Below are 21,781 nucleotides of genomic sequence, written 5' to 3'. Positions count from 1 at the left end.
CTAAACAGCTTGTAAGCCGTATTGGTGAATTTTTTCAATGAGTTCTCTGTGTACTGGCAAGCTCGACAGTAATTGTTGGGTCTCTCGTTGATTTTGCTCGCGTAGTTGATGAGCTCGTTGTTGGTACTTTTGCGATTGAGGGTGCAAGTCAGTGCGAGTATGAAAACCCATGCCATATAAAACGTACTGATAGCTAGCCGCGGGAAATACTTCAACGGCGCGATCGAAATCGCTATGCCAAGGGCATTGCTCTTGCCAATACAAAAGTTGTGACGCGAGGGATTCGGGGATGCTGTTAGCGTCTCGGTTATCCACCCAAAAAGCACTGTCGGTGCGTTGACTTAAGACGTAGTGTAATTTTAGAAAATCAATGATACGTGCCCAGCGGTACAAAAATGTTTCGTTGAAGCGGGTTGCCACTTGTTCCATGGCAACGCGGCTGGTAGGAAATTGATCTGCAATAAAGTTGCCGGCGATTTCAATGAGCAGAATGGCCGATGCCTCTAAGGGTTCAAGAAAGCCTGCAGACATGCCTATGGCAACACAGTTTTTGTGCCAAAACTTTTCACGATGGCCTGGGTTAATTGCAATTTGTCGAACCTGTAAATCGTTAAGGTTCGGGGTGCTTGGACGCAAATAGGCCATGAGTTCATCGTGAGCTTGGTCCACACTGGTATGAGCACTGGAAAACACATGGCCCACCCCCCGTCTGCTGGGTAGGCCTATATCCCAAATCCAACCGGCACGTTGCGCTGTTGAGGTGGTGTGCGTTGCCAGTGGGCTGTCTGGAGTTGCGTAAGGGGCATGCACCGCTAATGCCGTGTCGATGAACAAGGTGTCTTTGCAGGATAGGAAGGGAATGCCAAAGTGACCACCCAATAATAAGCTGCGGCTACCGGTGCAATCGATAAATAAATCAGCGTCAATGCGGCCTTGTTGTTTCGTGACCACGGCGGCAATGTCACCGTTTTCAGCGTTAATAATTTCTTCGACGTCGCCGAAGTAATGGTGTACGCCTAAATTCTGTATGCAATGTTGACGTATAAACTCTGAGAAAGCACCAGCGTCTAAGTGATAAGCGTAATTAGCAAGCCCTGCATACTCGGGCGTGGTAATTTTTTTCGGGCCTAAGCCTGCATCGCATAGGGCATCTTGTGGGCACACGGCTGCAGAGAAGGTTGTTTGTTCAGTATTTTTTAACCACTGGGGCGCTAAATTCACCTCGGAAAACGCTTTCGGTAAAATCAACGGGTGATAATACGCATCGGTATTTTTACCGTTAACCCAGCGTGAAAATTTTGCGCCTTGCTTAAATCCCACATCGCACTGTCGAATGAAATCTGTTTCTCGAATGCCCATGGTCTTTAATGTACGTCGCAGCGAGGGCCAGGTGCCTTCGCCGACACCAATGGTAGGCAGATTGGGTGATTCCACTAGGCTAATGCTAACCGCGCGATCCGTTGCGGCATTTAATTTCGCGGCTAGGGTGCCGGCGCTTAGCCAGCCGGCAGTGCCACCACCAACGATAACCACGGATAATATGGGCTTGTTCATAGGTCACCCTTGTTACTGATTGTGGTAGCACCCAGCACTGATATGAAGCTTTATTTGGGTACTAGAAATGATCTTTCGAAACAGCCATGTCTTAATCTGAGTAGTACGAATTAGAAATTGAGTGATATGGCTGTTTGGAAAGCGCATTTTTTGAGCTGGGTTTTGAAAAGACCACCCGAAGGTGGTCTTTCTTTTTACCCGTTAGATTTAGAACTTAGCGCGCACGCCGATGTTGTAGCGTGGACCGTATTCTTCGTAGTCGCGGATTTGATTTTCCCAACGACCATAACGGTGCGTAGCTTCGTCGGTGATATTTAGGCCTTCAACAAATACATTGACGTGGTCGTTGATGTCGTAGCTGGCATTGATGTCCACTTGGCTGTAAGCAGCGGTAAAGGTAGGTTCATTACCGCTGGCCAAAAGAAATTTATCGCGCCAGTTGTAAGCAATTCGAGCTTGGAAGCCGTTTATCTCATAAAAGCCAACCAAGTTAGCTGAATCACTTAGGCCTTGCAGCGCGAGATCATTTTCCAAACTGTTAACATCATACTCATCGTCGCTATCGACCATGGTGTAGTTGGCAATGACGCCAAAACCGGTGTCACCAAACATGTGCTGCACGTTAAATTCCCAGCCATCTACTAAGGAGCTGTCTAGGTTTTGTGGCGTGGTAACTTCCCAGATAATCGCTGGATCAGTTGGTTGAGAGGTACAAGCTTCGATTGGGTTGGCTATCGAGCCTCCAGGACATCCAGGGCGTGCGCTGAGGCTGGGGTTTGTCAGCGGCCCATTTGGTCCAACGATAACTCGATTCTCTTGGCCCAGAGCGATGAAGTTATCGACGTCTTTACGGAAGTAACCCATTGATACGTAGCTGCCTTCGGCGTAATACCACTCAAGACCTAAATCCACATTGTCAGACGTGTAGGGCAATAGGTTCGGGTTGCCTTGGCCTGCTTGAAAGGGGCCTGTGGAGTAGTGATTAATAAGGTTGGTGCCTGGATACATCGCATCGATGTTGCTGCGTGCGACTGTGCGGCTAATCGCTACGCGAGCCACTAGGTCATCGGTGATGTCCATAGCCACATCAAGGTTGGGAAGGAAGTGGCTGTACTCACCTGTTAGTTTGTCGGCTTGTGATTCTGCGGCATAAATTTTTGACATTTCCAGTGGTGTCAACCAGTTAAAGCCAATCACTGGGTTGGTGATGGTATACGACTCAACATCTGTTTCTTCGTAGCGAATACCCGCGTTTACACGAATAGGTAAGCCGTTAAACGTGGTATCGAAGTCGAGCGATAGGTAAATAGATGTCGTATCTTCGGTAATACCGTCCAAACTTTCATTCGATGGATTGGTGAGCCCTTGCGCTTCGGCTAAGGCGATAAATTCCGCAGCGCTGTAGATTGGAATATATTCAAAACCTATGCGGCCGGGAATGAAACTTAGATCTAAGCTGGACAGATCCATTGCTCCGCCACCTAAGGCGAAATTAGCGCCGTAAATATCGACCACGTCCACATCGTATTGGGTACTAGCTAAACCGAAGTTAATCGACTTTAACGCGCTGTCGTCGGCATTGCGCCATACACCATCAAATTGTACTTGGCGCACAGTGTTTTTGACTTCCTTGCCACGCTCTTGGTACAGGTCGCCTTCAATATTGGCAAGATCATAGGCACCGCCTGGGAGTGCGGAGTCGTCATAAGATACGGTAGGCAGTTTGCCTGAAAAATCTGCGGCAATATCTACTGGTGCAGCAGCTCCAAAGGGATTTTTTAAGCCGGCGATGCGCTCGGCAGGTTGCGCACCTGGGTTAGCATGTGAGGTGGATTCATGGGCATCGAGTGATAGGGTTAGATTTTCTGTCGCATCCCACTCAAGGTTTAAGCCGATCGAATCGTTTTCAGTGGTAAAGCCGTATTCCCAAGCCCAGAAGTTTAATTCGTCGTTCGAACGGCTTGGATTGATGATGGTACCGTTTACGTCTGCGGCGCCGGCTTCAACATTATCGAACCAAAAACTCATGCGATTCATGTCGCCATTTTCTTCTAATCGCGACGCGGTGTAATCCAAGGTGGCCGTTAACGTATCGATAGGTGCAAACTGTAAAACCAGCTGACCGTTTTGGCGGGTGCGCTCATAGTCTGCTACATCCAAATCTACGGTAGGTACGCGCCAAGTGGCTAGAGTTGGATTGCGCGATGTGTCAATAGCGCTAGTATCTGGGTTGGCTTGACCTGGGTAGCCTTGGCTCCAACCGTTTTGTGTACCAACGCGATCGACACCGTAGTTGCGCTCGGCCTGTGAGAAAGATGCTAATACGCCAAATTTACCGTCGGCGAAGGTGGTACTAAATAGACCTGAAATTTCTGGTGTGATGTCATCGCCATTTTTAACGCTGGTGTCAATTACGCCTTTGATGCTGCCGAGCAACACCATTTCGTCATAGTCGAATGGCTTAGCGGTTTTAATGTCGATGGTGGCACCAATACCACCTGAGGCCACATCGGCGCGACCACTTTTGTGGACTTCAACACCGGCAACGCTTTCAGATGCAATTTCGCGAAAGTTAAAGCTACGCGATACCGCGCTTGACGCCAGCGCCGTTGAGTTTGGCATTTGACGACCATTCATCGTCACCAAGTTAAATTGCGGACCAAAACCGCGCACGGTAACTTGGTTGCCTTCGTTGCCCGAGCGATCGATAGATACACCGGTAATACGCTGCAGGGATTCGGCTAAGTTGGTGTCTGGGAACTTACCGATATCCTCTGCGGAAATGGCGTCTACAACACCGGTGTTGTCGCGCTTAATATCCATCGAGTTGGTCAGTGAACCCCGGATACCGGAAACGACAATTTCTTCTAGTACAGCATCGGAATCTTGCGCTGTAGCTGGCATGATCAAGCCAGCATTAACAACTGCGATAGACATAGCAAGCGCGCCGCGCTTAAACCTATTGGTAACTATTTTCATGGTGAACTCTCTTTTGGTCGCCCTTGGTGGTTCTCGGACTTTGTTATTGTTAAACCCTGATTTTTCACTGGCCGTTGATATCAGGCCTAACTTTCAGTTTTGACGTGCTGAGGCCAAGCGGGAAAGATAGGTGTTATCGAAAGCACATTTTGTGAATTGTTAACAATTAACCATTGTCGGAGGCTTGTCAAGCACTTTGTTGGCACTGGTGTGTAAAGTAAAAAACGGCTTCTTAATTGGTATGCAATACTTGCCATTGCAAAGTTTTTCTTTGCAATGAAGGCCTTATCAAAGCGGGTTGCTAAACGCCAACCCGTGTTCGTTAACTATTGCGTGTTAATTTTTTCGAGTGAATAAGATTTTTCCGGGGCTGCCGTTATTTTTCCACGCGTGCGGCGTGTGCGCCTCGAACGTCATTAGATCACCTGCTTGGTAGTCCAGTGCTTCTAGTGGCTGATTATCCGTGTTGCCGGCGTACAGGGTGCCTGCGCCAGCGATTACATAGGCCAGCCATGCGTGTTCGGACGCGTGTACGGGGAATTCTTTAGCGTCGGCGCTGATATCAAAAATAAACAGCGTTAAGCCTGCATCATCTAAGATTAAGCCGCCCCAGCCATCAATATCCAAGGCCGAGAAGCTAGGTGCTTGATTGGTGGTTAAACGGCTAGCGTTACCCGCATTTTTTATTCTAATGTGTTGGTTCATATCACTGCTTTCTCGTTATTTTTTGTTATTCACAGGCTCTCTAGATATTGCCCAGCTCAAAAATGGCTTGAGTCAGGTCTTGGCATTTACTCGTTGCAGTTAAGGTAAACTGTGCGTTTTTGCAGGAAGCCTTCAATGCCATAAATGCCATCCTCACCGCCGATACCGCTGCGTTTGTGGCCGGAGTGATAACCCTGGATGTAGCCGACAATTTGTTTGTTTACAAATACGGTACCTACTTCCAAATTGGCAATGGCGTGCATAATGGTTTTGTAGTTGTTGGTAAACAAATAAGCGCTCAAACCATCGTTTCGGGCATTGGTAATTTGCACCGCTTCTTCGTAGCTTTTCACTTTGACTATAGGTAGTACAGGCCCAAAAATTTCCTCTTTTGCGGCTTCCATCTGGGCGCTCACGTTGGTCAGCACGGTAGGTAAATACCAGTTGCCTTTCTTGAACGCCGCCTCGGTAGGGCGACTGCCACCCACGGCAACCGTGGCGCCTGCTTTCACTGTTTCAGCAACGATGTGTTCGATGCGCGCCAACCCTTGGGCGGTAACCGATGGGCCCATGCCCGGATTGGTCATGGGGTCACCGAGCTTAATCTGCTTTACTTTTTCAATGACTTTACGGCTGAATTCTTCGGCGATGTCTTCGTGTACCAATACCAGTTCTGCACAAATACACACTTGGCCGCAGTTGGCGTAGCGAGAAATAACCACGGCATCTACGGCTTTATCGAGGTCGGCATCGGGTAGCACAATAAATGAGGCCTTGCCGCCGAGCTCAAGAGAAACTGCGGTTACGTTTTCAGCCACGGCTTTACAAATGGCCTGGCCGGCGCGAATGCTACCGGTCAGTGTTACCAATTGTGTGATGGGGCTTTTTACTAAGTATTCGCTTAGGGTAATACCGCTGCCGCTGATGACATTGATAACGCCTTTCGGAATGCCTGCTTCTTCTACGGCTTGAGCAAAGACCATAGCGGTAACGGGCGTAGCTTCGTGCGGTTTAATAATAATGGTGTTGCCTGTGACTAATGCGGGGCCAACTTTTCTGCCAATCAGTGCCAGCGGATAATTAAACGCACACAGACCGACGGTGACACCGAACGGCACTTTTTGAATCCATAGCTGCTCGTTGGCGTTGTCGGCGGGGAAAATTTGGCCTTCAATGCGGCGCGCGGCCTCGGCGGAATATTTAAAATAGTTGATGGTGTCGTCGAACTCGCCATAGGCCTCGTTCAATGTTTTACCTTGCTCTACTACCAAGAGTTTGGCGAGTAGGTCGCGCTTGGGCTTGAGTGCATCGATTAAATTAAAAAGATGTTGGCCACGAGCCACGGCGGGTAAATGTTTCCAGCTTGCCAATGCCGCTTGCGAGCTTTGCAGTGCTAGGTCGGCATGGGCCAAGGTACAATTGGGTACCGTAGCAAATGGCTCGCCATTGGCGGGGTTTTCTACGTGGATTTTTTTCTCGCTCTCAATCCACTCGCCGTTGATATAGCAGCGGTAGTCTTGCAAATTCGGTTGGCTCATGTGGCCTCCTGATATCATTATTTTTCGATTTTTTTTCTAATGTGTTTAGTGTTTGTTAAATACTGGTGCCCGTTTTTCAATGAACGCTTGCAGGCCTTCTTTGGCGTCGGCAGTTTCATATAGGCTGTCGGCTAATTCCGCTTCTAGCGCTAGGCCTTTTTCTAGGCTAAGCGAGGCTCCCATGCGCAGAGCCTTTTTGCTGGCGGCCAAGGCGAGACCTGGTGCTTGTGCAATCTGCTCGGCAAAATTTTGGCACAGTTGCTCGAGAGCATCCGCGGCAATGAGTTGATCAATAAGGCCAAGCTGTTGTGCTCGCTCTGGATCAATACTGTTGCCGGTAGTTAACAGTTCCATGGCGGCGGCCAGCCCTGTGCGACGCACGAGGCGCTGTGTGCCGCCATTGCCCGGTATTAAGCCTAATTTAATTTCCGGCAGGCCCAGTCGGTAATTACCTCTGGCGGCCATAACGAAATCACAAGCCAGTGCAATCTCTAAGCCGCCGCCTAAGCAGTGGCCGGCAATTTTTGCGATAATAATTTTGTTACTGTTTTCGATGGCTGCGGCATTGCGACGCGCTTGTGCGACTAGGGCTAAATTTTGCGCCACGCTATTACTTTGAAATACAGCAATGTCGGCGCCGGCACAGAAAAATTTTTCTAAACCACTTTCTAATATGACCACGCGAATTTCGTTGTCTGCTTCGAGGCTCGCCAGTGTTTCGCCAATGGTAGACAGAAATGTTTCTTGATAGGCATTGGCCGGTGCGCGGTGTAAGCGCACTGTGGCAACCCCTCTGTTTTTGCTGCAGGTTACATCACTCATGTTAACGCCCGTAGGTTAAATTCTTGGCGCAGCGCTTGGCCGTGTTGATCGACACGTGGCGCTGCTGTTTTACCCCAAAGCAATTCATCGTCGATGCGAATGGGGCAGCGACTTGTGGTCATGTGACCGCTGCCCAAGGGCAGGCTTTGCAGCATATCGAGGGCTTTAAAACCTTCGTGTGCCATAAGCTGCGGCCAATCCAGTACCTCGGCACACCAAATGTCCGCAGGTTCAAGCAGGCTTAGCCAGTGTTGAGTGCTGGCAGTTTTTAAGTGTGCGGCTAAAACCAATTTAATGTCATCGCGCGCGGTGAATGCGAGCTTTTGGTCGGTAAAGGGCTCAAGCGCCGAGCACTCTAAAAGACGCGCCAAATCACTGATGCGCCCCATAGAAATGGCTAGCCAGCCGTCGCTGCTTTCATACAATCCATAAGCCCCGGCCACCAGTGCGTGGGCGCCGTGATTACCTGCGCGCTCTATGCGTTGACTGGGGTCGGTTAAGGCGATGGTGAGAGGCTCGAATTGGAAATCCATCATGGCCTCGAGCATGCTAATTTGCACGAGGCTACCGAGGCCTGTGAATTCTCGTTCAAATATCGCCGCGAGAATGCCCTGCACCAATTGCGCACCCGTATAAATGTCTGCCACAGGCACGCCCATGGCTACGGGGCCGTCATCGCGGTTGCCCGATAAAGTGGTCAACCCAGACACAGCTTGTAATAACAAATCTTGACCGGGGCGATTTACCCAGGGGCCGGTTGGGCCGTAGCCGCTAATTTCGCCGTAAACAATGCGCGGATTAATCGCGTTTACTTGTGAGTAACTTAAACCTAAGCGCTGCATAACGCCTGGGCGAAAGTTACACACAAGTATGTCGGCGCGGGCAATTAAAGTGTTCAGTGCCTCGCGTTGATCGGGTTGTTTGAGATCCACGCATAGGGATTCTTTGTCGCGATTAATAGCGTGAAAAAGTGTGGACTCGGCGTCTAAAACACAATCGGATAAGTAGACTTGGCGACAGTCGTCGCCGCCAGGTTTCTCAATTTTTATCACCCGCGCGCCAAGGTCTGCCAAGCGCAAGGTTGCCGATGGGCCAGAAAGATATTGCGAAAAATCCAAGACTAAAAGCCCATCTAAAGGTCGCATAGCAATTCCTCGGCAATGGCGTTTGTATGTGCACCTAAGGCGGGTGCGGCTTTTATGGAGCGCAGGGTTTGATTATTGAAGCGGATGGGGCAGCGTGTAGTGACTACGCGCGTGCGGTTCGGCCTTTGTACGGTAAGTGGCATAGCCAGTGCCTCAAAGGCGGGGTGCTTTAATAGCTGCTGGTAATTCAATACTTCGCTGGCCCAGATACCGCGCGCACGTAATCGCGCTAACCAGTGACTCGTGCTTTGGCTTAATAGATGCTTTTGCAAATTAGCTTTTAGGGTTTCGCGTTGGCTGAAGGCTTGGCTTTGGGGTAGGTCGATAGCTGGACACTCGAGCGCGCTGGCCAAGTCGGCTAAATCCACCATGGCAATAGCCAAGTAATCATCGGCGGTTTGGTAAATACCGTAGGGTGCGCCGAGTAATGCATGAGCGTTGGCGGTGGCGCTGCGTTGCGGCGCTTGCTGCCCATTGTTTAAAAAGGTGGTGAGGCCTTCGAATTGAAAATCCACCATCGACTCTAGCAAGCTGGCCTCAACTTTCGCGCCGATCTTATGGCGGGCGCGGCGCACCAGCGCGGCCAAAATACCTTGACCTAAGTGGGTGCCGCAGAGCATGTCGGCAATGGCTAAGCCGAGTGGCACAGGGCCGCCTTCGACATCGCCTGTTAACCAAGTTACCCCCGATAAGGACTGCGCCAATAAATCTTGGCCGGGTTTATTGACCCAGGGCCCAGTATTGCCATAGCCGCTTACTTGGGCGTAAATAATGTCGGGTTTAATGGCCTTTACGGCTTCGTAATCGAGGCCAATTTTTTCCATCACGCCGGGGCGAAAGTTGTGGGTGATGACATCGGCTTTGGCAATGAGTTTTTTGACTTGCGCTAAATCTTCAGCTTGCTTTAGATCGGCACAAAAAGATTCTTTGTTGCGATTGATGGTGTGAAACAGCAGGCTGTCGCCATCAACCCACAGGTCTTTGGTGGCGAGTTGCCGGCAGGCATCACCGCCTTTGGGGCGTTCTATTTTTATGACCCGTGCACCTAAGTCCGCCAAACGCAAGCCGGCGTAAGGGCCGGCTAAGTATTGGCTGAATTCGAGCACGGTAATGCCTTTAAGCGGTAATGACATAACTCACACCTTGCGCGATTGCACGTAAAGTTGGTCGAGCCTATCAAGAAGCGCGGTTGCATTGCCACCGTGCATTAAGTATTCGCGAATGGGCGCGCCACTGTGATCTTGGAAGGCCATGTGCCCGTGGTAGCGCGGGCGTAAAAAGGCGCGGTCTAAGGTGGGCAAGGTATTGGCGAAGTAGTTATGGGTGCGCTGGTTTACGCCTGTGTCTGTCCAGGCGCTGCGGTGCCCTGGTTGGCCGCCGTATTGCACATAGAAGCTCTTTTGAAAGGCCGGGTTTGCCACAAACATGGCAAATTGTGCCGCGAGCTCTGGGTTTTTGCAGTGCGCAGAGATGGCTAGGCCGGTGCCGCCCAAGGTGGTGCGCAAGCGGTTATTGGGAGTCAGCTGCACAGTGTCGCTGAAGTCTAAACGGTGCTCTGCATAGTCATCTTGGGCATAATTGGCGTAGCCGTACGCAAAGGGACAATAGGCGAAGTCATCGCTGCGGCTCATGGCTTCGTAAACCTTAATGGGGTTCCAGTCGAAGCAGCGGCGGTCTAATAAGTCGGATAATTGCTTGAGCATCGCTAGCGCTTCTACCCCTATGTCGCGGCTCACGACTTTATCTTCATTTTGGCACGGGTCTTCGCCTAGGGTTGAACACAGCATGTAAAAGTTCATGAGTGTGTCTTGCGGAATAGACGGTACGGCAACCTTGCCGGAACCTGCCAAGTCCATCAGTTCGGCCCAAGTATCTGGCGTTTTCACGCCGGCTTGTTCGAGCAAATCAGTGCGCGCCGAGGCTACGGGTGTAGCCGCATCAATAGCCAGCGCCCATTGCTGGTTATGGTAGCGATAGGAATTGTGCGACTCGCCCACCGCATTGGCGGCTTGGTCGGCTAGGAATTCGGCGGGCAGCAAATCCTCAAAGGGTAAAATGACTTTTTGCGCGGCCGCGAAACCAGTCCAAGGGTGATCGATGATGAGTAAGTCGTAGCGCTGGGCGAGTTGGTCGATAGGCTCATCGGCGAAGGCCTGAAGTGAGCGCTTGTCCCATTGCAGGCTAGTGCCTGGGTTGAGTTCTTCGAAACGCTGCGAGGCGGCGGCGATGGAAGTGTAGCCTCGGGTGTGGTTCCAGGTCATGCCGCGCAGGGTGGTTGTTGGGTTACTCATGAGAGAGGTGACACTCCAAATTGTATATTTATATGTAAATGTTTCATTCAAGTATAAATATACATATTGCCAAGCGTCAACCTGTGCTTAAATGCGGGCTTCATTCTTGTTACCGAGCTGGAGACCGCGTGGCTGAGAAAATCGCGAAGTATGCCGTGCCCGCCCTCGATAAGGGTTTAGACATTCTTGAGTTTTTGGCCGGTGATCGGCTGCCGCGCTCGCAAGCTGATATTGCTGCCGGCATTGGCAAAACACCGAACGAGATTTATCGGGTGTTAATCGGGCTTGAGGCTCGTGGTTATTTGGTGCGCGATGAAATTTCTGGCAAGTACCGTTCATCCTTGAAACTTTTGGGCTTAGGCCGGTCGTTGGCGCCCGTGGCGCTGTTGCGTCAGGCGGCATTACCGTTAATGGAAGATTTGGCCTCGCGCTTGGGGCAGTCTTGTCATCTAAGCATGATCCATCAAAACCAACTGATGGTGGTGGTTCAGGTGCCAAGCCCTGGGGCAGTGTCTTTATCCATTGCCGAAGGCACGCACTTTCCTCTACTGCCCACCGCCTCTGGGCGCTTGCTGTTGGGTTACAGTCCTGAGACGCAGCGACGGGAATTACTAGCGAGCTTGGCCGATGCCGATCAACAATGTGTTACCGAGCGTTCGTTGTTGGCGTTGCGCGAACAAGGCTATGAATTAAGTCAAAGCCGGTTGACTGAGGGGGTTAGCGATTGCGCAGCCATAGTCGGCGCACCCGACGGGCAGGTGGTAGCAGCCTTAGCGGTATCCTGTTTGACCTCGGTGATGGATAAGCGTCTGGAGCGCAGTGAGTTAGTGGCCGCGGTCACTGAGGCTGCGCAAGCCATTTCGGCGCGTTTAGGTTTGTCAGTAAGCTAGAAAAGTCAGGGCTTTGCGAGGTCAATGTGCTCGTGTTTGCACGCTTACCTTTTTCGTCTAAGCCTCGATCGGCGAATGTTATGCCTACGCGTAAGCTGTTGCAGCGCTGCTCCCATCTGCTCTATTCCGCTGAGCTTATTGCCTCTCATTTTGACTTTTTAGTACTGATGTCTTAGATCTGTGTGGCGCATCGTAATGGCGCAAATACCCCTCGCTATCACTCGCAGCACGGGTGCTCAATGGCGCCAATTTGTTGGTTCTCCCCGTTGTTTTCCTTTTTACCTCGGCTTTGTATGGGGGTTGGTATTTTTCGACTCTACGGTCATTTAGATAACAATTTAATGTTAATTGTTTACAATCTGAGCTATAAATATCGAGCTAGCCTGCACGCTGAATCCGTCTATATGTGAGTATGCGGGTGCTTGTAGTGTGTGAGTTGGTGAATCACAGGTGCCCTGCGTGGGTCTTTGTTGGCAGGAGGTAATGCGATAAGAGCTAGCATTTTGCGCAAGTGCAGGGTGTACAAATAAAAATAAGACAATAAGTCTACATACCCTCGGAGCAATAAAAAGATGAGGACTCCTTTCAAAAAAACGGCGCTAGCCACGGCCCTTTCCATGGCCACATTGGGGTTGGCACATAGTGTTAGCGTTCATGCCGCCGATTATCGCTTAGAAGCTGAGGGCTTCACCGCCGTCGGCGGTACCTATCAGGATGGGCAGGCGAATAAAATAAGCACCTATAGCGTTAATGGCGTAACGGCAATTAACTATGTAAACAAAGGTGATTACGCCGATTACAGCTTGCAGGTGGGCGCTGCGGGTAATTACCGATTGACGTATTTTATTGGCACCGGTGTCGCTTCAGGCGCCGAAATTGAATTTCAAATTAAAGTTGGTAATAGCTGGACTTCCTTAGTGAAGAAAGCTGTACCCGCTGGTAATTGGGATAGCTTCCAAGCGTTGGATGCTGGCGTAGTCACGCTGCCAGCTGGCACTGTGACGTTACGCCTTGTTGGCTCGGGCGCCAACGATTGGCAGTGGAATTTGGACGCCTTAACCTTGGCCTCCGTTGCTACACCCACGCCAACACCAACACCCACACCCTCTGTGGCAATCACAACTCAGGCAGAGAGCTTTACCGCTGTGGGTGGAACCTTTGCCGATGGTCAGGCGAATAAAATCAGCACCTATTCCGTGAATGGCGTTACGGCCATCAATTACGTGAACAAGGGTGACTATGCGCAGTACACCATTAACCCAGCGCAAGCAGGTAATTACGACCTCACCTTGTTTGCCGGCACCGGTGTTGCCAGTGGCGCCAGCATCCATTTTCAAGTGCAAGAAAACGGCGTTTGGGTAACCAAAACGCAAACCAATGTACCCAATAATGGCTGGGATAATTTCCAAAGCTTAAGTGGTGGCTCCGTCGCGCTAACGGCCGGTAGCCAACAAGTGCGCGTATATGGTGGCGGCACAAATGATTGGCAGTGGAATTTGGATCGCTTTGTGTTGACCAAGCAAATTACACCGACGCCAACACCAACACCAACACCAACGCCAACACCAACACCAACGCCAACGCCAACACCAACACCGACACCGACACCAACGCCGACGCCGACGCCAACACCGACACCAACGCCAACGCCGACGCCGACGCCAACGCCGCCTCCTACAGGTAGTATCCCGGTATCCGGTAGTTTCGTCTTGGAAGCGGAAAACTATCAGGCGGTAGGTGGTGAAGTGCAGACCTACCCCATCAATGGTGGTCTGGCGGTGAATTACTTCAATGCAGGTGAGTACATTGAGTTTTATGTCACGCTGGATAAATCAGGCTTGTACAGTGCCAGTTACTATGTGGGTACAGGCAATGCCACTGGTGCAGCCGTTGGCTTAAAAGCTACCGATGATAAGGGCGCGCTTGCCGATAAAAGTGTCACGCCTGTTGTGAGTCAAGCTACCGATGGTTGGGATGTGTTTTATACCCTTCAAGCCAGTAGCCAGCTCAATTTGTTCCAAGGCGCCGCAACCATTCGCATTTATGGCGCCGGCACAGCGGACTTCCAGTTCAACATTGATCGCATTACTTTCACCCGTTTAGGCGATGCCGATTTAACGCTGGATGCCGATGGCGATGGTGTGGCTGATGTGAATGACACCTGTGCCAGTACGCCGGCCGGCGAGCAGGCAAACGGTGTGGGTTGCTCGCCTTCGCAGCTCGATACCGATGTAGATGGTATTACCGATAACCTCGACCTGTGTCCAAACACGGCGAGTGGTGCTTTTGTCGATGCTAAGGGCTGTGAAAGCAGCGGTGGCGATGATGACGATTTCGACAGTGTTTTGAATGCAGATGATCAATGTCCTGCAACCCCCTTTGGTATCAACGTAACCGCCAATGGTTGTGCTTTAAGCGCGGGTAACGATGCCGATAACGACGGCGTAGCCAATAGCGTTGATCAGTGCGCAGCTACACCGGTTGGAGAGTTTGCCAACGAAAAAGGCTGTTCTGCATCGCAAGTAGGTAATACGGTTGCGGCAAATATTTCTGTTAACGCCAACATTCGTCACACCGTCAATGGCGTGTCTGATTTCGGTCGTAGCCGGCACATGACAGTGCATTCAGGTGTGCACGAAAACGATTGGTTGGGTAACACCGATAAGTTGAATTATTTAGTGAACACCCTTGATGTTTACATGGGGCGGGATAATGGTTCAGCCACTTGGAAGTTTGCCGACACAACACAAGATCCATTGAAGCCCAATTGGCCAAATCTGGATTATATGATTACTCGCGGTAAAGAACTACGCGAAGATTATGCGGCCAATCCTTTGTTTAGTCGTTTTGATCCGGCGAAAACAGAAATGATTGCCGGCACTAACCCACACCCCACCTATCCAACTCTGTCTTGGTATGAGAACGCCATGACTTGGCATAACTGGCAGCCAAAAACCATCGAGTCCTCGGCGGCGTGGATGGGCCAGTACATGGCAAATTATTTCGGTTACTCCGGGAATAACTATGTTGGTGAGCCGCTACCGAAATATTGGGAAGTGATAAACGAACCGGATATGAAAATGAAAACCGGTCAATTTATGGTAACCAACCAAGAGCAAATTTGGGAGTACCACAATTTAGTGGCCGAACAAATTCGCAGTAAGTTGGGGAACGAAGCACCGATGATTGGTGGTATGACCTGGGGTCTGCACGACTTCTTCCGTCGCGATGGCCTATCGCGCTTAGCCGATGACGCCTACGACCAATGGATAACTGTTCCTGGTGATCCAGCGGCCGAAGCGGAAGCGGAAGCGTTTTATGAAAATGCCATGCGCACTAGCGTAGACGACACTCGCGCGCAAGATTGGTACCAGTGGGATGTGATGTGGAAAGGCTTTATGGATGCAGCGGGCCACAACATGGATTTCTACTCAGTGCACATTTATGACTGGCCTTCTGTTAGCTACGGTGGCAATACCGTGGTGCGCCGTGGTGGTCATGCGAACGCGATGTTTGAAATGATGGAGTGGTACGATCAATATGAACATGGTTTTGCTAACCGCAAGCCTATTGTTTTGTCTGAGTATGGTGCAGTGCAAGGTGGTTGGGATAGCCAAGCACACCAAGAGCGATTCGATATCACCAACTTAAAAGCGTTTAACGGAATGTTGATGCAATTCTTGGATCGCCCAGACTATGTGATCAAATCTATGCCGTTCACGCCGGCGAAACCGATTTGGGGTTATCTGCCTGGCGGTTGTGCTTATAAAACAGTACCCGATTGTACAACGCGTTATCACTACGCCATGTTGACTGAGCCTGAGTTAAATAAGGGCAACTGGCAGTGGTCGTCTTACATTAAGTTCTTCGAGTTATGGGCAAATGTAGACGGTGCGCGCGTGGATTCAGTGTCCACTGATCCCGATGTGCAGGTGCAGTCTTACGTGGATGGCAATGATCTTTTTGTGATCATTAACAACCTGGAAGCGCAGGCAACGACAGTTAACTTGAATGTAGCGGGCTTAGCAGGCAGTTTGCAAAACGTAGAAATGCGTAGTATGCACTTCAGTAACAGCGAGCAAGAAACCCATCTTGACCGCCAGCACATGAAGCAGGTGCCGAAAAGCTTAACCCTTGAGGCCGATGCAACCGTTGTTCTTCGCTATACCATGGCAAGCAGTATTGCAGTAAACAAAAACATGGTAGAGAAAAAGTACTTTGGTAACAGTCTGAGTGGTGGCAATTTACCGCACCGTATCAGTGTTAACGGCGGCGCCAAAACCGTTAATGTTAACAACGTCAGTGTCCCCAGTGGTTACGCTGAAGCTAAGTTAATGTTAACGGTGGCGCTGTTCCCAGGCCCTGATGATGTTGCTGGTGGTGTGCTCAGCATTGATTCACTTAAAGTTAATGGCGTAGCCGTAACTCCGCCGATTGACTGGCGCGGTCCGAAAATCAATGCCAATGAAAAGTACTTCAATACGCTGGAAATTCCAGTGCCTGTTAGTGCCTTACAAGCCAATAACGTGATAGAGGTAGATTTCCATCACAATGGCGAGTTGGTCGTTGGCAACCTGATTGTTAAAACGTTTGATGCCACACCTGCGCGTTAATTCGTAGCGCAACTAAAGCCATCACTCACTGTGTGGGTGATGGCTTTTTCTATTTCTGGGGCGTTAGGTGTTGATGGTACGATTTGCTATAAAATCACGACACAAACTCCAGCTAATAATGTCTAAATACGGCAAGTTATTCTATATTTTGGCGTGGCCTGTGGCTATTTCTGCTAACCAAGGCGGCGCAAGGTTTGACGGCACTGTTTTAAATTCTCATGCTTATCGAGCGGAGTTTTGCCTTAGTGGGTGCCTCCGCTATAGACGCTGAAAGTGGGCGCATGTCTATGATTATTTAGCCCAGCAACCTAACCCTAGCAGCGATTTTTCAAGATGCATATATTGATCAATTGCGCGCATCATTTACCTTTCCGTAACGGCATAGAGTGGAAACGCTGGCCTACGCGTTTGCAGATGCCATGGTTTGGCATTTGAAACACTATTCGCCTGTTCAGGTTTGCATCAGCCTGTTGCGCACTGTTGGCGGGCTGGTGGTGCCGATGGTTTGCTTGCAGCTTATTTGAAAGCTTGTACAGACAGTATCAATAGAAAGGTAAAGGCAAAAAGATAAAAGCAAAAAATATAGGCGAGCTGGTTCGGTTCCAGGCGTATACTTTTCGATGGCGCTCTGCCGGTAGGCCAGCGTGGGTGTTGAAAGCTCGCGCTGAATTTGGTGTTGGGCTGCTGTTGGAGAGTTGTTGAACGAAGAGGGTGAAAAAATAAAGACAGAAAAAGGTTGTGAGCTGAACCCACAACCGTTGTTGCCTTACTGCGGGGTGAGGCTGAATTTATCCAAGTTCCACTGCCAGTCGTTTGAGCCACCACCAAAAACACGTACCTGTTGGTTACCTGCTTGCAGGGTTACTATGCCACCGTTAAGTGCTTGGAAATTATTCCAGCTATTATTGGGCACAGCTGTTTGTGTTTTGTTAATCCAGCTACCATTTTCTTTTACTAAGAAATCAATTTGGCCGCCGACCACACCAGAGCCGATTTGATAGCTCAATTGGTAGCTGCCAGCGGTGGCGACATTGATGGTGTAGTCGGCAAAGTCACCTTTGTTGACGTAGTTGATGGCGGTTTTACCGCCGCTGCTGTAAGTACTGATTTTTTGCGCTTGACCGTCGGCAAAGGTACCGCCTACAAGATCAAACGATTCTGCTTCCACTGTTATCGTTGCCGGTGTTGCTGGCGGTGGCACAGAACCGTCTTCCACTTTGATAAAACGAATCTCGTCGCCATTCCATTGCCAGCTAGCGCTGCCGCTACTTTGTACTCGCACGGTGTGATTGCCGGCGCTAGCAACATAAACCGTGTCGCTTAACGCATAGGTTTTATAGATTTCCCAGCCGCCAGTATTGGCCAGCGCGATGGTGCCGACGAAGCTGCCGTCGAAGGTGATATCGGCGCCAATACCGGTTTGAGGTGAGGCGGTGACTAGCTCAATTTTATAGTTGCCAGCCACAGGTAGGTTCACGGAATAATCAGCCCAGTCGCCCACCGTGTTGTAGTTAATGTTGGTGCCGTTTTTGTTAAAGCCAACCACGGTATCGCCCGCGACAGCAGCACCTTGTTTGCCGGTGCTAGTGAAGCTGCCTAATTTGACCACCGTGGTGCCGCCACCTGTTATTGGCACGGGTTTATAAAAGCGCACCCAGTCTATGTGGTAGGTATTTTTACTGTTATCGGCAAGCTCTGCATCGGTTGCAAAAATGCCTGCATCGGAACGCCAATCTTGATCTTCTACGTCGAAAATAGCCTGCATCGGTTTGGACAACCCGGTGCCACCGGTGTAGCCGTTCGGGTCGATCATACTGACGCCAGACACGGTGCGAACCAACTTGCCATCCACGTAATATTTCAAATTCCAAGGATCAATCCAATACACGCCGATGGTGTGGTAGGCGTTGCGCCAGGTGCTGAGGTTTGGATCTTTGTACCAGCTGCCTTCATCCTTCGGTTGGTAGTCCTGGAAAGGGTCGCGAATAAATACGTGGTGGCTTAGGTGCAGGCGTTCATCAAACCAGGTTTGGTCTGGGCGATCGCTACCGTAGGATTCCTGCACGTCAATTTCTTGGGTGGAATCTGCACTTAATAACCAAAAGGCGTTGGCCATGGTGAGGTTGGTTATTTTAGAGCGGGTCTCCATGAAAATCGGGTAGGTCATTGACGTTTTCGAATGTATAGCGCCGGTATACACCTGATTGGTGCCGGCTCTGCGGCTAGCCCTTAACTTCAGCGTGCCGTCTTCTACTGAGGAGTGATTGGCAGCGAAGATGGTGCGGCCTGGGCCGGTCCACGCATTGATAAAACCTTCGCTCCAGCGCTGGTAAAATGTGGCGCTTTTGCCCACCGCAGGCGCGGTGTAATTGAAGTCATCGGACAGGGGCTGAAGCTCCCATTGATTGCCGGTACCGGCATCGGCTGGCACTGGGTAGTTATCCCAATCGGCAGCTTGAGTAGTGGCGGCAAAAAGGCCGCACACTAAGGCGAGTGTAAAATTGCGCATGATAAATACTCTCTATGAGGTAAGTGTTATTGTTATTGCGCTCCTAGGTTAATGTTAATTGTTAACAATTTCAAAGATTGATTTAGCTTTGCTTGGGTGGCGGGGAAAGTTGTGCGTTGGTGCACGGAATAGTTGGTATGGTGGTGCATGATTTTCTGCAAGGCGGATGGCCGCCCCCAACAAGCTGCAAGGCGGATGGCCGGCCCCAACAAGTGAGAGTGTGGTGCGCGTTTCGTTTGTAGATGTGAGCGAGCGGAGCGCCACGCGGGAAAATTCCCGCGTGGTGTTTTTTATAGGCTAGATTTAGGCTTTATTTACTGGAAAATTATGCCTGTAGGGCCAGCCGGGAAATTGTGGATCGATGGCGGGATTTGCCTCCCAGGGCCAGCACTCAAGATCAAAATGTTTATCTTTGTGATTCACTTTAATGATGCCATAGCCTTCACTTTTTAATGATCTATCGGCTAAAAACATACCCCAGCCTTTGCGGCCTTTATTAAATTCCACAAAGGGTATTTTGGGGTTTGCCACGGCAAGCACGCGCATTTTGTTGCCAAAGCTATCGATAAAATCGCCCGTGTTTGGATCTTGATTGCGCTGATTAGCAAGCGTGCCCGCGCCCTCGAACCAGCGTTGCCAGAAGGCTGCGGCGGCTGGGCCGGAGAAAAACAGTACCCCGTCGTCGAAACTCTCTATGCCTTGAATGGCAAGCAAACCTAAATGTTGATCGCCAGAGAGTACTAGAGCATCAGCGTCTTTAACCAATTGTACTGCACGGGTGCGACCGTCGGCAGGGAAACCGTTAGCATCGAAATCAACGAGTGGTTTTTGATCTTCCAGCGTTTGTGGCGAGCCCCACATGGACGCAGTGATGCACACTTTCGGCAAGCCCGGTTCGGTGTTTTTCCAATGCCGTAAAAACGCTTCTTGGCGTTCGCCTAACAATTCGCCGCGCTTGCCATTTAAGGGCACTTGGTAGTCTGGTGGTGACTTGAATTTTCGATCTTCCACAAATGCAAAGTTAACGCCGCCGTAAACAAAGTTGCCGTAGCAAACGGGGATGTCGAAGGCGATGGGCGTATCATCGTAGCTGTCCGGGTTGTGGCCGTGTTGCATGCGGTACACCATGCGCACGAGACTTTTATCGTGTTTAAAGCCGCCGTCTTCTTCTTTCGGTAATTCACTGTTGGTGCCGCTATTACCCCATAAATTTCCCTGTAAAACATCGTGATCATCGGCGAGTACGAGGCAGGGTTTGTGGCGCACAGAATCGCGAAAACTCCAATACCATAAGTACCAACGGTAGAGTGTATCGAGCTTCGCGTCTTTGCCTTCGCGCCCGTAACGTGTGGGGTAGGTTTCGTAGTATTGATCGCCTACAAACAGATAAAGATCGGGTTGATGGCTGTCACAATGACGCACCAGTTCAGTGTGCGGGAAGAGAATGTTGTCGGTCGTGTAGCGGCCGGGCATGGTTTCCTGTGGAACGAAGGGTTGGAATTGACCATCGTCCAAACTTTTTGAGGTTGGAATAATGCAGGAATAGAGCGCAATGTTAAGGTTTTTACTTTGCTCTGGGTCTCGAGTAATGGTGCCTGAAAACAACGCTGTGTTTTTGTCTTCTGGAAATACAATGCGGTAGTCGAAGCTATCTTCATGGCGCCAGTTATCTAGACGCATTAACGCCACGTAACCGTCCTCTATTGTGCTAATGGGGCCCTGCTGCCACGCGCTTTGTTGCGTTGCCTGTGCCGGTTGCTGCTGCCTATACAAAAACTGAACGCGGGCGTTGCGGCGTAGGTCGATGGGCATGAGCTGCACGGAAAGTTTTAACACGCGGCGGTTGAGGCTGTATAAGCAACCCATGACGGGGCCTAAACCCTGCGTATCCTTAGCTGTGATTTTGTCGCCACCGCTGGCGATGTCTTGAAACCAAAAGCGTGCACCGGCTTTATTGTCGACCTGTGCGCCAGCACGTGCATTTTTTCCATAGGCAGACGGCGATGACAGTATGGAGATGCCGCCACATAAGCGTTCTGGTGCGATACCGGTGGCAACAGCAAAGCCTAAATTCTCTCCCGTGAGGGCGTTAAAGGCGATAAGTCGCAGATCAAATTGGTTACCCGCAACGGGGTCAATATGACATTCCAAGCGCACGCCACCGGCGCCTGCTTCTGGCCAAGTGATGGCCTTTGGTGCGCCAATGAGTTCGAAATTGAGAGGTTGCGCTGCATCGGAGAAATCTCTAAAGCTAAGTTGCCCCTGTTGGTCGATGACCGCCATGATGCCGCCTTTAGTGCCGCTGTAACGCTGTGCTAATGCGGCGGCTCTATATTCTAAATCGCCCTCGCCTATACCTAATAAAAAGCCCGCGAAACCGGTGTGACCGGGGTTAATTTGGCCGAGTGTCATACTCAGGCGCGCAGGCGAGTGTTGATTGTTAAGTTGACGGGTTAACAGCGCTGCCGTTCGCACCTCCAGTTCGGCGGCCTCGGCAATGCATTCGATGCGGCCATTGTGCTGGCGCCAATCTTGAAGGCGGTTGCCCCACAGCGCTTTACCTAACCAAGGGCAGGTGTGCTGTGGGTTCAGGGCGGAAATGTTTTTTACGCTGGTTAAGTCGCCGCGCTCGAAGGCGCGCATGGCGGCTAAACTCGGCTGGCTTGCAAGAGCGAGGCCGGTGGCGCCAAGTTTGAGAAAGTCTCTTCTTTTCATGTTGTGTGCCTGCTTAGAGT

The 21,781-nt window shown here is 50.6% G+C and carries 12 protein-coding genes; 2 read left to right on the top strand and 10 right to left on the bottom strand.

What is annotated here, in order from left to right:
• From ACGHTT_RS17205 to ACGHTT_RS17170, 8 genes are all read right to left on the bottom strand, one after another.
• A complete protein-coding gene (locus ACGHTT_RS17205; protein WP_390592208.1) occupies positions 1–1,554 on the bottom strand; it encodes a tryptophan halogenase family protein in 1,554 nt (517 codons plus the stop codon).
• Between the two features lie 207 nt (positions 1,555–1,761).
• The gene (locus ACGHTT_RS17200) at positions 1,762–4,533 is read right to left on the bottom strand and encodes a TonB-dependent receptor (RefSeq protein WP_390592207.1); all 2,772 of its coding nucleotides are present in this window, start codon (positions 4,531–4,533) and stop codon (positions 1,762–1,764) included.
• 336 nt (positions 4,534–4,869) lie between these two features.
• The gene (locus ACGHTT_RS17195; RefSeq protein ID WP_390592206.1) at positions 4,870–5,238 is read right to left on the bottom strand and encodes a cupin domain-containing protein; all 369 of its coding nucleotides are present in this window, start codon (positions 5,236–5,238) and stop codon (positions 4,870–4,872) included.
• 86 nt (positions 5,239–5,324) lie between these two features.
• Positions 5,325–6,776: an aldehyde dehydrogenase family protein gene (locus ACGHTT_RS17190; protein WP_390592205.1), complete on the bottom strand. Its 1,452-nt coding sequence runs from the start codon at positions 6,774–6,776 to the stop codon at positions 5,325–5,327.
• A 45-nt stretch (positions 6,777–6,821) separates the two neighbouring features.
• On the bottom strand, positions 6,822–7,598 hold the full coding sequence (locus ACGHTT_RS17185) for an enoyl-CoA hydratase/isomerase family protein (protein ID WP_390592204.1): 777 nt from the start codon (positions 7,596–7,598) through the stop codon (positions 6,822–6,824).
• On the bottom strand, positions 7,595–8,743 hold the full coding sequence (locus ACGHTT_RS17180) for a CaiB/BaiF CoA transferase family protein (RefSeq protein ID WP_390592203.1): 1,149 nt from the start codon (positions 8,741–8,743) through the stop codon (positions 7,595–7,597). Before ACGHTT_RS17180 ends, ACGHTT_RS17185 begins: the two co-directional genes overlap by 4 nt.
• Entirely contained in the window at positions 8,731–9,876 is a 1,146-nt protein-coding gene (locus ACGHTT_RS17175; protein WP_390592202.1) for a CaiB/BaiF CoA transferase family protein, read from the bottom strand. Before ACGHTT_RS17175 ends, ACGHTT_RS17180 begins: the two co-directional genes overlap by 13 nt.
• A gap of 3 nt (positions 9,877–9,879) precedes the next feature.
• A complete protein-coding gene (locus ACGHTT_RS17170) occupies positions 9,880–11,034 on the bottom strand; it encodes an ABC transporter substrate-binding protein (protein WP_390592201.1) in 1,155 nt (384 codons plus the stop codon).
• A gap of 128 nt (positions 11,035–11,162) precedes the next feature.
• Here ACGHTT_RS17170 and ACGHTT_RS17165 point away from each other — a divergent pair, with 128 nt between their 5' ends.
• Complete coding sequence (locus ACGHTT_RS17165; RefSeq protein ID WP_390592200.1) at positions 11,163–11,924, top strand: IclR family transcriptional regulator; 762 nt, start codon at positions 11,163–11,165, stop codon at positions 11,922–11,924.
• A 572-nt stretch (positions 11,925–12,496) separates the two neighbouring features.
• Positions 12,497–16,537 (top strand): carbohydrate-binding protein, encoded by a 4,041-nt coding sequence (locus tag ACGHTT_RS17160; RefSeq protein ID WP_390592199.1) that lies wholly within the window; start codon positions 12,497–12,499, stop codon positions 16,535–16,537.
• 766 nt (positions 16,538–17,303) lie between these two features.
• Here ACGHTT_RS17160 and ACGHTT_RS17155 read toward each other — a convergent pair.
• Together ACGHTT_RS17155 and ACGHTT_RS17150 are read right to left on the bottom strand one after the other, a co-directional pair.
• Positions 17,304–19,046 carry a carbohydrate-binding protein gene (locus ACGHTT_RS17155; RefSeq protein ID WP_390592197.1) on the bottom strand — a complete coding sequence of 581 codons (1,743 nt, stop codon included), beginning with the start codon at positions 19,044–19,046 and terminating at the stop codon, positions 17,304–17,306.
• Positions 19,047–19,349: 303 nt separating this feature from the next.
• Positions 19,350–21,761 carry an alkaline phosphatase D family protein gene (locus tag ACGHTT_RS17150; protein WP_390592196.1) on the bottom strand — a complete coding sequence of 804 codons (2,412 nt, stop codon included), beginning with the start codon at positions 21,759–21,761 and terminating at the stop codon, positions 19,350–19,352.
• Positions 21,762–21,781 lie beyond the last annotated feature (20 nt).

The sequence above is a fragment of the Simiduia litorea genome, from assembly GCF_042853465.1.
Classification (GTDB): Bacteria; Pseudomonadota; Gammaproteobacteria; order Pseudomonadales; family Cellvibrionaceae; genus Simiduia; species Simiduia litorea.
The sequence above is the reverse complement of the archived record's forward strand: the minus strand, read 5'-3'. Positions and strand labels throughout refer to the sequence as shown.

Coding starts and splice junctions, on each gene's coding strand:
- ACGHTT_RS17155 (WP_390592197.1), bottom strand. CDS start 19,046: ATGCGCAATTTTACACTCGCCTTAGTGTGCGGCCTTTTTGCCGCCACT.
- ACGHTT_RS17180 (WP_390592203.1), bottom strand. CDS start 8,743: ATGCGACCTTTAGATGGGCTTTTAGTCTTGGATTTTTCGCAATATCTT.
- ACGHTT_RS17185 (WP_390592204.1), bottom strand. CDS start 7,598: ATGAGTGATGTAACCTGCAGCAAAAACAGAGGGGTTGCCACAGTGCGC.
- ACGHTT_RS17190 (WP_390592205.1), bottom strand. CDS start 6,776: ATGAGCCAACCGAATTTGCAAGACTACCGCTGCTATATCAACGGCGAG.
- ACGHTT_RS17175 (WP_390592202.1), bottom strand. CDS start 9,876: ATGTCATTACCGCTTAAAGGCATTACCGTGCTCGAATTCAGCCAATAC.
- ACGHTT_RS17205 (WP_390592208.1), bottom strand. CDS start 1,554: ATGAACAAGCCCATATTATCCGTGGTTATCGTTGGTGGTGGCACTGCC.
- ACGHTT_RS17200 (WP_390592207.1), bottom strand. CDS start 4,533: ATGAAAATAGTTACCAATAGGTTTAAGCGCGGCGCGCTTGCTATGTCT.
- ACGHTT_RS17150 (WP_390592196.1), bottom strand. CDS start 21,761: ATGAAAAGAAGAGACTTTCTCAAACTTGGCGCCACCGGCCTCGCTCTT.
- ACGHTT_RS17170 (WP_390592201.1), bottom strand. CDS start 11,034: ATGAGTAACCCAACAACCACCCTGCGCGGCATGACCTGGAACCACACC.
- ACGHTT_RS17160 (WP_390592199.1), top strand. CDS start 12,497: ATGAGGACTCCTTTCAAAAAAACGGCGCTAGCCACGGCCCTTTCCATG.
- ACGHTT_RS17195 (WP_390592206.1), bottom strand. CDS start 5,238: ATGAACCAACACATTAGAATAAAAAATGCGGGTAACGCTAGCCGTTTA.